At 70.6% G+C, this 11,958-nt stretch carries 9 protein-coding genes; 4 read left to right on the forward strand and 5 right to left on the reverse strand.

Annotated elements, in window-relative coordinates:
* Positions 1–714 precede the first annotated feature (714 nt).
* Complete coding sequence (gene purL / locus ETD83_RS18125; protein ID WP_171064307.1) at positions 715–2,916, forward strand: phosphoribosylformylglycinamidine synthase subunit PurL; 2,202 nt, start codon at positions 715–717, stop codon at positions 2,914–2,916.
* A gap of 442 nt (positions 2,917–3,358) precedes the next feature.
* Here purL and ETD83_RS18130 read toward each other — a convergent pair whose 3' ends face one another.
* Together ETD83_RS18130 and ETD83_RS18135 are read right to left on the reverse strand one after the other, a co-directional pair.
* Positions 3,359–4,279, reverse strand: coding sequence for a coiled-coil domain-containing protein (locus ETD83_RS18130; protein ID WP_230420995.1), 921 nt, complete (start codon positions 4,277–4,279; stop codon positions 3,359–3,361).
* A 231-nt stretch (positions 4,280–4,510) separates the two neighbouring features.
* Entirely contained in the window at positions 4,511–6,439 is a 1,929-nt protein-coding gene (locus ETD83_RS18135) for a serine/threonine protein kinase (RefSeq protein ID WP_171064305.1), read from the reverse strand.
* A gap of 171 nt (positions 6,440–6,610) precedes the next feature.
* Here ETD83_RS18135 and ETD83_RS18140 point away from each other — a divergent pair, with 171 nt between their 5' ends.
* Positions 6,611–7,090 (forward strand): sterol carrier family protein, encoded by a 480-nt coding sequence (locus ETD83_RS18140; RefSeq protein ID WP_138646314.1) that lies wholly within the window; start codon positions 6,611–6,613, stop codon positions 7,088–7,090.
* A 1-nt stretch (position 7,091) separates the two neighbouring features.
* Here the strand turns inward: ETD83_RS18140 and ETD83_RS18145 are convergent, their stop codons facing one another.
* A complete protein-coding gene (locus tag ETD83_RS18145; RefSeq protein ID WP_138646315.1) occupies positions 7,092–7,463 on the reverse strand; it encodes a DUF4190 domain-containing protein in 372 nt (123 codons plus the stop codon).
* A 122-nt stretch (positions 7,464–7,585) separates the two neighbouring features.
* Here ETD83_RS18145 and purF point away from each other — a divergent pair, with 122 nt between their 5' ends.
* Together purF and purM are read left to right on the forward strand one after the other, a co-directional pair.
* Positions 7,586–9,046 carry an amidophosphoribosyltransferase gene (gene purF / locus ETD83_RS18150; protein WP_171064306.1) on the forward strand — a complete coding sequence of 487 codons (1,461 nt, stop codon included), beginning with the start codon at positions 7,586–7,588 and terminating at the stop codon, positions 9,044–9,046.
* On the forward strand, positions 9,043–10,068 hold the full coding sequence (gene purM, locus ETD83_RS18155) for a phosphoribosylformylglycinamidine cyclo-ligase (RefSeq protein ID WP_138646317.1): 1,026 nt from the start codon (positions 9,043–9,045) through the stop codon (positions 10,066–10,068). The genes purF and purM overlap by 4 nt, the downstream gene beginning before the upstream one ends.
* A gap of 246 nt (positions 10,069–10,314) precedes the next feature.
* On the opposite strand, the gene ETD83_RS18160 is transcribed toward purM, so the two are convergent.
* Both ETD83_RS18160 and ETD83_RS18165 read right to left on the reverse strand, forming a co-directional pair.
* Positions 10,315–10,521: a DUF3073 domain-containing protein gene (locus ETD83_RS18160; RefSeq protein ID WP_138646335.1), complete on the reverse strand. Its 207-nt coding sequence runs from the start codon at positions 10,519–10,521 to the stop codon at positions 10,315–10,317.
* A gap of 327 nt (positions 10,522–10,848) precedes the next feature.
* The gene (locus ETD83_RS18165; protein ID WP_138646318.1) at positions 10,849–11,931 is read right to left on the reverse strand and encodes a Leu/Phe/Val dehydrogenase; all 1,083 of its coding nucleotides are present in this window, start codon (positions 11,929–11,931) and stop codon (positions 10,849–10,851) included.
* Between the last annotated feature and the right edge of the window lie 27 nt (positions 11,932–11,958).

Raw genomic sequence — 11,958 nt, forward strand, 5'->3', positions numbered from 1 at the left:
CCGGCGAACCCCGCCGTCCACGGCCCCGGTTCCGGCACCGGCCCGCAGCCCGCGGTCGGCACGGGCACCGGCCCGCAGCCCGCGGTCGGCTCCGGCACGGGCCCCCAGCCCGCCGTGGGGCCCGGCGGCCCGCAGCCGCTGATCGGCACGGGCACCGGCCCACAGCCCGCCGTAGGCCCCAACACAGGCCCGCAGCCCACCGTCGGCCCGAACACAGGCCCGCAACCGGCCGTTGGCACTGGCACCGGCCCCCAACCTGCCGTAGGCCCGAACACGGGGCCGCAGCCCACCGTCGGCCCGGGCACGGGCCCGCAGCCCGCCGTAGGCCCGAACACAGGCCCTCAACCCACCGTAGGCCGTGGGACGGGCCCGCAGCCCGCCATCCGCCCGGGCACGGCCCCTCAGCCCATCGTCGGGCTCGGCACTGGCCCGCAGCCCGCCGTCGGCCCCGGGACGGGGCCGCAGCGCGCCATCGGCACGGGCACCGGCCCCCAGGCCGCTGTAGGGCCCGGCACTGGCCCCCAGGCCGCTGTGGGGCCCGGCACGGGCCCGCAGCCCGCGATCGGCGCCGGTACCGGCCCGCTACCCGCCGTGGGCCCGGGCACGGGCCCGCAGCCGGCCATCGAAGCCCCGGCCCTCGGCTACTCCGGGACGGACACGGTCGCCGCCGCCGCGGCGTCCCCCGAGCGCCCGCAGCCGTTCGCCGAGCTGGGCATGAACGAAGACGAGTACAAGCGCGTCCGCCACATCCTCGGGCGCCGTCCGACGTCGTCCGAGCTGGCGATCTACTCGGTCATGTGGAGCGAGCACTGCTCGTACAAGAGCTCCAAGGTGCACCTCCGCCAGTTCGGCGAGAAGGCCCCGAAGACCGACAAGCTGCTGGTCGGCATGGGGGAGAACGCCGGTGTCGTCGACATCGGCCAGGGCTGGGCGGTCACCTTCAAGGTGGAGTCGCACAACCACCCCTCCTACGTGGAGCCCTACCAGGGCGCCGCGACCGGCGTGGGCGGGATCGTCCGCGACATCATCTCGATGGGCGCGCGGCCGATCGCGGTCATGGACTCGCTGCGCTTCGGCCCGGCGGACGCCCCCGACACCCAGCGCGTCCTGCCCGGCGTGGTGGCGGGCATCGGCGGCTACGGCAACTCGCTCGGCCTGCCCAACATCGGCGGTGAGACGGTCTTCGACGCCTGCTACGAGCAGAACCCGCTGGTCAACGCCCTCTGCGTCGGCGTGATGAAGCACGAGGACATCAAGCGCGCGGTGGCCCCCGGCCCCGGCAACAGGGTGATCCTCTTCGGCGCGCTGACGGGCCCGGACGGCATCGGCGGCGCCTCCGTCCTCGCCTCGGCGACCTTCGACGAGGAGTCGCACCGCAAGCGGCCGTCCGTCCAGGTGGGCGACCCGTTCACGGAGAAGCTGCTGATCGAGTGCTGCCTGGAGCTGTTCGGCGAGGATCTCGTCGTCGGCATCCAGGACCTCGGCGCCGCCGGCGTGTCCTGTGCGACGACGGAGCTGGCCGCGGCCGGCACCGGCGGCATGCACGTCGACCTCGACGCCGTCCCGCTCCGCGACGCGACGCTCCTCCCGGAGGAGATCCTCATGAGCGAGTCGCAGGAGCGCATGATGGCGGTGGTCGAGCCCGGCAAGGTCGACCGCTTCATGGAGATCTGCGCCCGCTGGGAGATCCCGGCGACCGTGATCGGGACGGTCACCGACACCGGGCGCCTCGTCATGACGTGGCGCGGCGAGACGATCGTCGACATCCCGCCGGTCACCGCCGCCGACGAGGGCCCGGTGTACCAGCGTCCGCTGCAGCCGCCGGCGGACCTCGGGTCCCTGCAGTCCGACACGCCCGGGCGGCTCACGCGTCCGTCCAACGGCGACGAGCTGCGCCGTACCGTCCTGTGGCTGGCGGGGTCGCCGAACCTCGCGGGCAAGACGTGGGTCACGTCCCAGTACGACCGCTACGTCATGGGCAACACCGTGATGGCCATGCCAGAGAACGCGGGCGTGGTGCGCATCGACGACGAGTCCGGCCTGGGCATCGCCCTGTCCCTGGACGGGAACGGCCGCTACAGCCGCCTCGACCCGTACGCGGGCGCGCAGCTCGCGCTGTCCGAGGCGTTCCGCAACGTCGCCGCCACCGGTGCGCGGCCCCTGGCCGTCACCAACTGCCTCAACTTCGGCTCCCCGGAGGATCCGGGCGTCATGTGGCAGTTCGCCCGCGCGGTCGAGGGCCTCGCGGACGGCTGCCAGTACCTCGGCATCCCGGTCACCGGCGGCAACGTGAGCTTCTACAACCAGACCGGCACCACCGCGATCAACCCGACGCCGGTCGTCGGCGTCCTCGGCGTCCACGACGACGTCCGCCGCCGCGTGAACATGTCGCTCACCACCGACGGCGCGACGATCGCGCTGCTCGGCGAGACCCGGGAGGAGTTCGGCGGGTCGGAATGGGCGCACGTCGTCTACGGCCACCTGGGCGGCCTGCCGCCGCTGGTGGACCTGAAGGCTGAGGCTTCGCTGGCGTCCGTCCTGGTCAACGCCGTCCGGGACGGGCTGGTCACCGCCGTCCACGACCTGTCGGACGGCGGCCTGTCGCAGACCCTGGTGGAGTCGTGCCTGCGCGGCGGCCTCGGCGCCAAGATCACGCTGCACGGCGACCCGTTCGTCGCGCTGTTCAGCGAATCGGTGGCCCGCGCCATGGTCGTCGTCACGCCGGGCGCAGAGGCGCGCCTGGCGGCCCTGTGCGAGTCGGCGGGCGTCCCCGTGGCGCAACTGGGCGTGGCGGGCGGCGACGCCCTGACCGTCACAGGCCGCGGTACGGAAGGCGACCAGCAGGAGCTGTTCAGCATCCCCTTGCACGAACTACGCGAGGCCCACGAACACATGCTCCCCAGCTACGCCGACTGACCCCACCGCAACCACCGAAGGGCGCCCTCCCAGCGCCAGCAAGCGTCTTCTGCCATGTCGCAGCGCCGTGACAGTGAGTTACTTGGTCATGACATTGGGTCGTCGCCTCGGGTCGGCTCCAATGTCAACCCGAACGAAGGGCAGTCATGTCCCGTCTCACTCGCCTCATGGCCACCGGAACCATCCTCGCCGCGTCTCTGGTTCAGATCGGAACCGCCCGGGGTTCCCACCCCAGATCTGGGAGCGCCTCGGTGGTGGGCCGGTGATGCTGGGCAATCCCGCCTCGCGGTCCTGCTTGACCGCCGCTGACGGGCCGAATGTCTCCCTGGAGCCATGCCGCCCGGGGTTCCCACCCCAGGGTTGGGTCCAGCAGCCGTCCTGATCGGCGGTCGTGCTGCTCGGTCCTCGTGGAGACTGTGACCGTCCTGGTGGGCGGGTACGTCTAGAAGACCGAGATGTGGACGTGGTCGTAGTGGTTGGCGGTGGTGCCGCCGCGGTTCTCCATCATGCGCCAGCCGGGGCTGCGCATGTCGTAGATGCGCTGGCGCCAGATGACGTACTTGATGCCCAGGGCGCTCGCGTGGGAGATCGCGTACTCGGCGGCCTGGTCGCCCTGGGCCTGGGCGCTGCCGGTGGCCATCGCGCCGCCGGTCGTCACCATGAAGTCGCAGGCGCGTCCGCTGCCGTGGTCCTGCGGGTCGCCGGGGCGCGTGCAGCCGATCACGGGGAACGGGCCGGTCTCCAGGTCGATGGTGTTCTTGACCTTGAGCATGCGGGGGGTGATGCCGCCCATGCCGATGCTCGGCGACTCGGGCTTGTACTGCTTGACCAGGGCGTTGATCTTGGCCTTCCGGCTGAGCAGGTCCTTGATCTCCTTCTTCAGCTCCGTCATCTTCGCCTGGGCCTGCTTGCGGGCCTGGAGCTGGTCGTTGACGAGCTTCTGGATCTGCGCGACCTTCGCGGCCTTGTTCTGGGACAGGTGGCTGACCAGGGTCGCGTTGCTGAGGAGGTCGCTCGGGTTCGCGTCCGTCACGAACGTGACCGTTGGGTCCTCGCCGTTCATCATGTACTGGGTGGCGGCGAGCTGCGCGACGAGGTCGCGGGCCTCGATGAGGTCCTGCTGGAGGTCCTTGGCCTTCTTGAGCGACTTCTCCGCCGCGTACTGGACGTCCTTGAGCTTGGCGAGGTCGCCGCCGTACTCCTTGTCGAGCTTCTCGATCTGCCGGTTCAGCTGGGCGAACTTCTTGCTGTCCCCGGGGTCGGCGGCGTACGCGTTGTACGCGGCCAGGGCGGGCGGAGCCGCCGCGGACGGGGTGGCGGTGCCGACCAGCGGCAGTGCCGCGGCGAAGGCCACGAGAGCCACGGCGGCGCGCCTACCACCGCGCGGGCGTACGGAGGCGGGGGTCTCCACGTGTTCTCCTCTCGTCCTGGCCGTAGGTCAATGAACCTTAAAGTGCCGTCTGTGCCTCGCCAAGGTTAAACCCCTGGGATGCGTGAGGCGGCGCGAAGCGCAATAAGCCCTGCTCGCTTGCTGGGAGCCGAGCCATCTTACGTGACACGACTCACAGTCACTTGTACAGGTACGGGACTGGCCTCACCCACGGTTCAGCCGGCCGCCGTAGCCGAGGCTCGTGCCTGGTCGGCCCCATGTGTACTGGAGCGTCCCGTCGGGTTGCCGGGTGATCTGGACGACCCCGGACGTGCATGGCTTAGCGACCGACAGGGACATTTTCAGCGCGCTTTCCGTGCCCCTCGTCAGTGCGAGCGTGCCGATGCATTTCTCCTTCGGATAGAACACCCGCCCTGTCGTCCCGCCGGATTGGAACGTGACCTCCACCGGGAAGGAGACGTTGCGGTTGGTGTTGACGACAGTCCCCTTCCACGTCCCCGCGAACGATGACGGGATCGTCGTCACCGGACGGTTGTTGGACGCGTTGGTGCTGTCAGGCGGCGTCCCGTCGTCGTCGGCCTTGAGCTGGGGCCACAGGACCAGCGCGATGATGGCGATGCCCACGCCTACCCCGATGACCAGAGAGAGCGCGACGCCGAGCACGTGGTTGCTGGGGCGCCGCATCTTCGTGAGGGACGCCCTCGGGGACGGACCCCTGCCCCCGGCGTCACGGCCCTGCCCCAGGCCGGGGATGAGGTGCGGGGTCGGTTCGGTCGCGTCCGGGTGCTCGTCCAGGTCGACGGCGTCGAATGTGGCGGTCGGGTCGGGGGCCACTGTGCCGAACGCCGCTGTCTGGTCGTTCGGCTGCTGTTGGGCCGGCGGACGGTTGTCCTGCTCTGTCTGGTTCGGGTCGTCGGAGGCGAAGGCCCTGAAGGACGCGGTCTCCTCGAATGCGGACGGGTCCAGTTCGGGCCCCTGCGGCGCGGGCGGCTCGGGCCGGGGCTCCGCGCGCGACCGGCGCATGCGTGAGAGCTTCCCGAGCAGCGGGAGGGACGGCGTAGGGGTTCCCTGAACCGGAGTCGGCGGCGCGTCCGCTGGAGGCCCAGGGGCGGGGGTGAACGCGGTAGGGGCGCCTGGACCGGTGGCCTTGGGACGCGGTGGTGCTCCCATGGGTGTCCGTGGCGGCATCGGCGACGGCGGCGGCATCCCGGGGGGCTGTGCGGGCTGTGGGGGGTGTTGGGCGGGCGGCGGGAGAGGCGCCCCGGAGGCGAGTGCGCGGCCCTCGTCCACCATCGAGGACGGCATCCGGCTGATCAGCGGGCCGTTCTCGTCCAGGAGCCGGTGGAGAAGCTCCTTGGCGGTCGGACGGTGGGCCGGATCCTTGGCGAAGGCGTCGGCCATGATCTCGCGTAGCGAATCGGGGACGCTCGACAGGTCGGCTTCGTCGTAGACGATCCGCTGCATCACCTCGGAGGGCGACCCGTCCCCGAACGGTGCCTCACCCGTGGCGGCGAACAACATGGTCGACGCCCAGGCGAAGATGTCCGCGGGCGGGCCGATGCCGGTGCCGCTCAGCTGTTCGGGCGACTTGTAGGACGGGTCCTCGGTGATGTGACCGCTGAAGGACGCGTTCACGGCCTCCAAGGCATGGGCGATGCCGAAATCGCTCAGCCGCGGCCCGTCCCGCCCTAGGAGAACGTTCCCAGGTTTCAGATTGTGGTGCAGCGCACCGGCCCGGTGAACGGCCGCGAGAGCGATCGCCGTACCGACGGCCACGCGTTCGACGACGGCACCGCCGCGCAGGCCCTCTTCGTCGACGAGCTGCTGGAGGGACGGCCCGTCCACCCACTGGCTCACCACGTACGGACGGTCGCCCTCCACATCGGCGCTCAGGATCGCCGCCGTGCAGAAGCCCGAGACCTTCCGGGCGGAGGAGAACGCGTTCGCGAACCGCGACCTGGCCACGGGCTCGCCGCTGAGCCGCACATGCAGGACCTTCACGGCGACGTGGCCGCCGACCGGGTCCCTGCCGAGGAAGACGGCGCCCTGCTCGCCGACGCCGAGCCGTCCCGTGATCTCGAACGTGCCGAGTCTTCGCGGGTCACCCGGCTGCAGGGGCAGCGCCTCGGGCATCTGACGAACCTCCGTGTCCTCCGGGGACCGCGTCCCCGGCCTCCCCGTTCCCATCACTCCCGCGGCCACCCCCGGCCTGGCACCGGGTCCTTTTTACCGTCTGCGCGGCGCCGTGGTGTCACCGTGGGCCGGAGCGGTCCACCGGCCCGCGACCCGGTAGCGTCGGTGATGATGCCGCGGAAACCGCTCACCCTCGCCGTTCTGAACGACCAGCGCGGCGCGCTCGGCCTGCCGCCGTACACCGGCGCCGACCAACCGGCCGAGCTGCGTCGCGCGGCGCTGGACACCGTCCTGGCCGGTATCGAGGCAGGAAGCGCCGAACCGTCCCGGCCGGTCGTGATGGGAGCGGTGCGGTTTCTGCTTGACCGGCTCGCCGAGCTCGCGCCCGGCCGTTCGGTGGAGGTCCGTGTTCCTCCTTATGCCGCCGTTCAATGCATCGACGGCCCGCACCATACCCGTGGAACACCCCCGAATGTGGTGGAGATGGATGCCACCGCCTGGATCGGTCTGGCCACGGGCCGGTTGGCCTGGGACGACGCCGTCGCGGACGGACGGGTCCGTGCCAGCGGCCCGCGTGCGGACCTGTCCGGTCATCTCCCACTGCCCATCGACCGGGAAGACGAGGAGACCGTCCGCTCCTTGGCCGACTGACCTACGGGGTTCTGTCCGCCTGGGCGAAGGGGAATTCGCGTTCGACGCAGGTCCGCCGGGACGTGTCGTCCGGGTATCGCGCCTCGTCACCGCACTGGGCCGCCTTGCTCAGCAGCACGAAAAGCATCCCGGCGCCTATGAGCAGGGCGAGGGACGAGCAGACGACGCCCACGATCGCAGGGCGTCGGTCCGCGTCGCGCCGGACGAGGGACACCGTCCCCAGGACGACCCCGATCAGCGCGGGGATCACGCCCGCCAGACACAGCACGAGGCCCACCAGGCCCACGATTCCGAGCACCTGAGAAGCCCTCGCCAGGGTGCTCCGCTTGGGCGGGGCCGGTGGCGAATACGTCTGGTACCCGGGCAGCGTCATGCGTTCCTCCACGTGTCGGTCCCCAGATTCCCCCGCATCACTTGATGCCCGCGGTTCCGCGGGGTAAAGGTCCCTTAAGGAGATACCGCCGATCGGAGCAGGTGAATCGGGCATCTAGACTGATGAACGTGCCTCTCCGTGACGGACGTCTGAGCCACGACATCGATCCCACCGACCGCCCCCCGCAGGACGCGTGCGGGGTCTTCGGCGTCTGGGTCCCCGCCGACCAGGCGTCCCGGGCCGAGGTGAGCAAGCTCACCTACTACGGCCTGTACGCGCTCCAGCACCGCGGGCAGGAGTCCGCGGGCATCGCCGTCAGCGACGGCTCCCGCATCGTCGTGTTCAAGGACATGGGCCTCGTCGCCCAGGTCTTCGACGAGTCGGTGCTGAACACCCTGCGCGGCCACATCGCCGTCGGCCACTGCCGCTACTCCACGACGGGCTCGCCCACGTGGGAGAACGCGCAGCCCACGTTCCGGTCGTCGGACGCGGGCGGGCTGGCGCTCGTCCACAACGGCAACCTCATCAACACCCTCGACCTGGCCAAGCGGCTGGAGCCCGGCGTGCTGACCGCCACGACCGACACCGAGGTGCTGACGGCCCTGCTCGCCGACGGCGGCGAGGGCGGCCCCCTGGCGGCCGCCCGGGAGATCCTCCCCGTCACCCGCGGCGCGTACTCCCTGGTCTTCATGGACGAGGACACCCTGTACGCCGCCCGCGACCCGGAGGGCATCCGCCCGCTCGTCCTCGGCGCCCTGGAAGACCGCGGCTGGGTCGTGGCGTCCGAGACCGCCGGCCTCGACATCGTCGGCGCCCGCTTCGTCCGCGAGATCGAACCGGGCGAACTGGTCGCGATCGACGGCGCCGGCGTGCGGTCAGAGCGGTTCGCCGAGCCGCGGCCCAAGGGCTGCCTGTTCGAGTACGTGTACCTGGCCAGGCCCGACACGTCGATCGCCGGGCGCAGCGTCCAGGCCACCCGTGTGGAGGTCGGACGGCGGCTGGCCCGCGAGCATCCCGTCGAGGCCGACCTGGTCATCCCGACGCCGGAGTCGGGCACCCCGGCCGCGATCGGCTACGCCGAGGCGTCCGGCATCCCGTACGGCCAAGGGCTGGTGAAGAACTCCTACGTCGGCCGGACGTTCATCCAGCCGTCCCAGACGATCCGCCAGCTCGGCATCCGGCTCAAGCTCAACCCGCTGCGCGAGGCGATCGAGGGCAAGCGGCTGATCGTGGTGGACGACTCGATCGTGCGCGGCAACACCCAGCGCGCGATCGTCGGGATGCTGCGGGACGCGGGCGCCGCGGAGGTCCATGTGCGGATCTCCAGCCCGCCCGTCTCCTGGCCGTGCTTCTACGGCATCGACTTCGCCACCCGCGCCGAGCTGATCGCCGGGAACCTGTCGGTCGAGGAGATCCGCGACTCCATCGGCGCCGACTCGCTCGGCTACATCTCCCTGGACGAGCTCATCTCCGCGTCCCAGATCGCCAAGGACAACCTGTGCCGGGCGTGCTTCGACGGCGTCTACCCCATCCCGGTCGACCAGGACGCAGGCGGCAAGCACCTCCTGGAAATCATTCGATGACGTCCTACGAGGACGCCGGGGTCGACATAGCGGCGGGCGAACGCGCCGTCGAGCTGATGAAGTCCCGGGTGGCGCGTGCACGGCGTCCGGAGGTCGTGGACGACGTCAGCGGGTTCGCCGGGCTCTTCGACGCCTCCGCGCTCATGCGCTACAAGCGTCCCTTGCTGGCAACGTCCACGGACGGTGTCGGGACCAAGGTCGACCTGGCTCGCCGCCTCGGCGTCTACGACACGGTCGGTCACGACCTGGTCGGCATGGTCATCGACGACCTCGCCGTATGCGGCGCCGAGCCGCTGTTCATGACGGACTACATCGCCTGCGGGAAAGTCGTCCCGGAACGGATCGCCGACATCGTCGGCGGTATCGCGGACGCCTGCGCCCTGGCAGGCTGCGCCCTCGTCGGCGGTGAGACCGCCGAGCATCCCGGCCTCCTGGAAGCGGACGAGTTCGACCTCGCCGGCGCTGGAACGGGCGTCGTCGAAGCGGACGAGGTCCTGGGCCCCGACCGCGTCCGCGTAGGGGACGCCGTCTTGGCGATGGCGTCGTCCGGGATCCACTCCAACGGGTACTCGCTCGTCCGCCACATCTTGGCCACGTCCGATCTGGATCTCGAATCCCAGCCCGCGGAGCTTGACCGTCCCCTCGGTGAGGCGCTTCTCACCCCGACCCGCATCTACGCCAAGGACTGCCTCGCGTTGTCGGGCACCGGTGGGGTGCGTGCGTTCGCTCACATCACGGGCGGCGGCCTGGCCGCGAACCTGGCCCGCTCACTGCCCCCGACCATGGACGCCGTGCTGAACCGGTCCTCGTGGGAGGTACCGGCCCTGTTCCGCGTCCTGCAGGCCCATGGGGCCGTCGCACAGCCCGACATGGACACGACGTTCAACCTGGGCGTCGGCATGGCCGCCATCGTCGCCCCGGACACCGCCGACGAGGCCCTTCGCGTCCTGGCCGCCCGGGGCGTCCCCGCCTGGCAGCTGGGCGAGATCACGGCAGGCACCGGCAAGGCGACCCTGACCTGACCCGCGACCGGCGGACGACCCGCGTCCGGCGTGACCATGATCACGCTCGACCGGCGGCGCCGTGCGCCCTGACTCACCGTCCCAGCCGCCCGTGGACGGGTCTGAACGCTCCTCTGAGGGCCTCTCGGGCCCCAGGGGTCACACGAGTACCAGTGGACGTCCGGCGCGGCTCAGCGGGGCGCTCAGGGGCTCGGCATGACAAACGCCACTGCCCGCGAAACCGGGCAGTGGCGCAGTGTCAGCCGGTCAACCGGAGGTTCCGTCCTTGCGATCCTCCGTGCCGTAATCCTCGGCGTAGTCGGCGTACTTCTCGGCGAGTTCGTCGTAGGAGTCGTCCCCCGCGTCATTGACTCCCAGTTCGCTCTTCAGGCGGTCGAGGTCCGTGTTGCCGCTGTTGTACTTGAGCTGTCGGGCAACCTTTACCTGCTTGGCCTTGGCTCGGCCGCGACCCATTGGCTCGACCCCCTCGATGGTCAGGGCTTTCGTGGGCCCATCAACGCGCGCGTGTACCACACGAACCGGTGCCTGATGAGCCATGCGTCAGTCACGGGTACAACCGTACCCGTTTTGCGCCCGGCTCGGTACATGGACGGAACGTGGCGGCGCTTCTGTTGCTGATAACAACAGTGTATCCGGTGGTCACGAGTACACACCAAGGCCGCCGTGGGTCGGCCCCCAGGGCTCCCCACAGCGGCCTCAGCCGGTTCGACGGGGTTCGACAGGTTCGACGGGTTGGCGGGTTTTGACGGGCTTTTCAGGGACCGGTTCCAGTGCCCCTCTTCACAGCAGGATGCCGCGCAGCCTGCCGATCTCGGACATCCGGCGTTCGGCGAGGCGGTCGGCGGCCACGGCCGGCGGGACGCCCTCGTCGGCGGCCAGCGCGAAGATCTTCAGGGTGGTCTCGTAGATCCCGGTGGCGCGGGCCTTGGCGCGGTCGAAGTTGAAGCCGCCGATCTCGTCCGCGACCTGGATCACACCGCCGGAGTTCACCACGTAGTCGGGCGCGTACAGGACGCCGTGGTCGGCGAGGCTCTTCTCCACGCCGGGATGGGCGAGCTGGTTGTTCGCGGCCCCGCACACCACCTTGGACGCAAGTACGGGCACGGTGTCGTCGTTCAGGGAGCCACCAAGCGCGCACGGCGCGTACACGTCGAGTTCGGTGCGGACCATGACGTCGGTGTCCGCGACGACCTCGACCTCGGGATGCGCCGACCGGACCCGGTCGACGGCCGGCTGGTTCACATCGCAGATGACGACGTCGGCGCCGTCCTCAAGGAGGTGCTCCACCAGCCGGTGGCCGACCTTCCCCACGCCTTCGACGCCGACGCGCTTGCCACGGAGCGTGGGCGCCCCCCACACGGTCTTGGCCGCGGCACGCATGCCCTGGAACACGCCGAACGCGGTGAGGATGGACGAGTCGCCCGCACCGCCGTGCGCGACCGTCCGGCCGGTGACGTACCGGCTCTCGCGCGCCACGATGTCCATGTCCTCGCTGAACGTGCCGACGTCGCAGGCCGTGTAGTACCGGCCGTTCAACGACTGGACGAACCGTCCGTACGCCCTCAGCATGGCCTCGGACTTGTCGATGGCCGGGTCGCCGATGATGACGGCCTTGCCGCCGCCGAGGTCCAGCCCGGCCATGGCGTTCTTGTACGCCATGCCGCGGGACAGGTTCAGTACGTCGGCGAGGGCCTCTTCCTCGGTCCCGTAGGGGTAGAAGCGGGTGCCTCCCAGGGACGGGCCTAGCGCGGTGGAATAGATCGCGATGATCGCACGCAGGCCGCTGGCCTCGTCCTGGCAGAAGACGACCTGCTCGTGACGGGGTTCGGTGCCCTTGTGGGGCGCCCCGAAGACATTAGGCACGGTAGTGCCCTCCTCTCTGTCTCTAAG

It is taken from the genome of Actinomadura soli (assembly GCF_005889715.1).
Taxonomy (GTDB): domain Bacteria; phylum Actinomycetota; class Actinomycetes; order Streptosporangiales; family Streptosporangiaceae; genus Spirillospora; species Spirillospora soli.

Coding starts and splice junctions, on each gene's coding strand:
- purL (WP_171064307.1), top strand. CDS start 715: ATGAACGAAGACGAGTACAAGCGCGTCCGCCACATCCTCGGGCGCCGT.
- ETD83_RS18135 (WP_171064305.1), bottom strand. CDS start 6,439: ATGCCCGAGGCGCTGCCCCTGCAGCCGGGTGACCCGCGAAGACTCGGC.
- ETD83_RS18140 (WP_138646314.1), top strand. CDS start 6,611: ATGCCGCGGAAACCGCTCACCCTCGCCGTTCTGAACGACCAGCGCGGC.
- ETD83_RS18145 (WP_138646315.1), bottom strand. CDS start 7,463: ATGACGCTGCCCGGGTACCAGACGTATTCGCCACCGGCCCCGCCCAAG.
- purF (WP_171064306.1), top strand. CDS start 7,586: ATGAACGTGCCTCTCCGTGACGGACGTCTGAGCCACGACATCGATCCC.
- purM (WP_138646317.1), top strand. CDS start 9,043: ATGACGTCCTACGAGGACGCCGGGGTCGACATAGCGGCGGGCGAACGC.
- ETD83_RS18160 (WP_138646335.1), bottom strand. CDS start 10,521: ATGGGTCGCGGCCGAGCCAAGGCCAAGCAGGTAAAGGTTGCCCGACAG.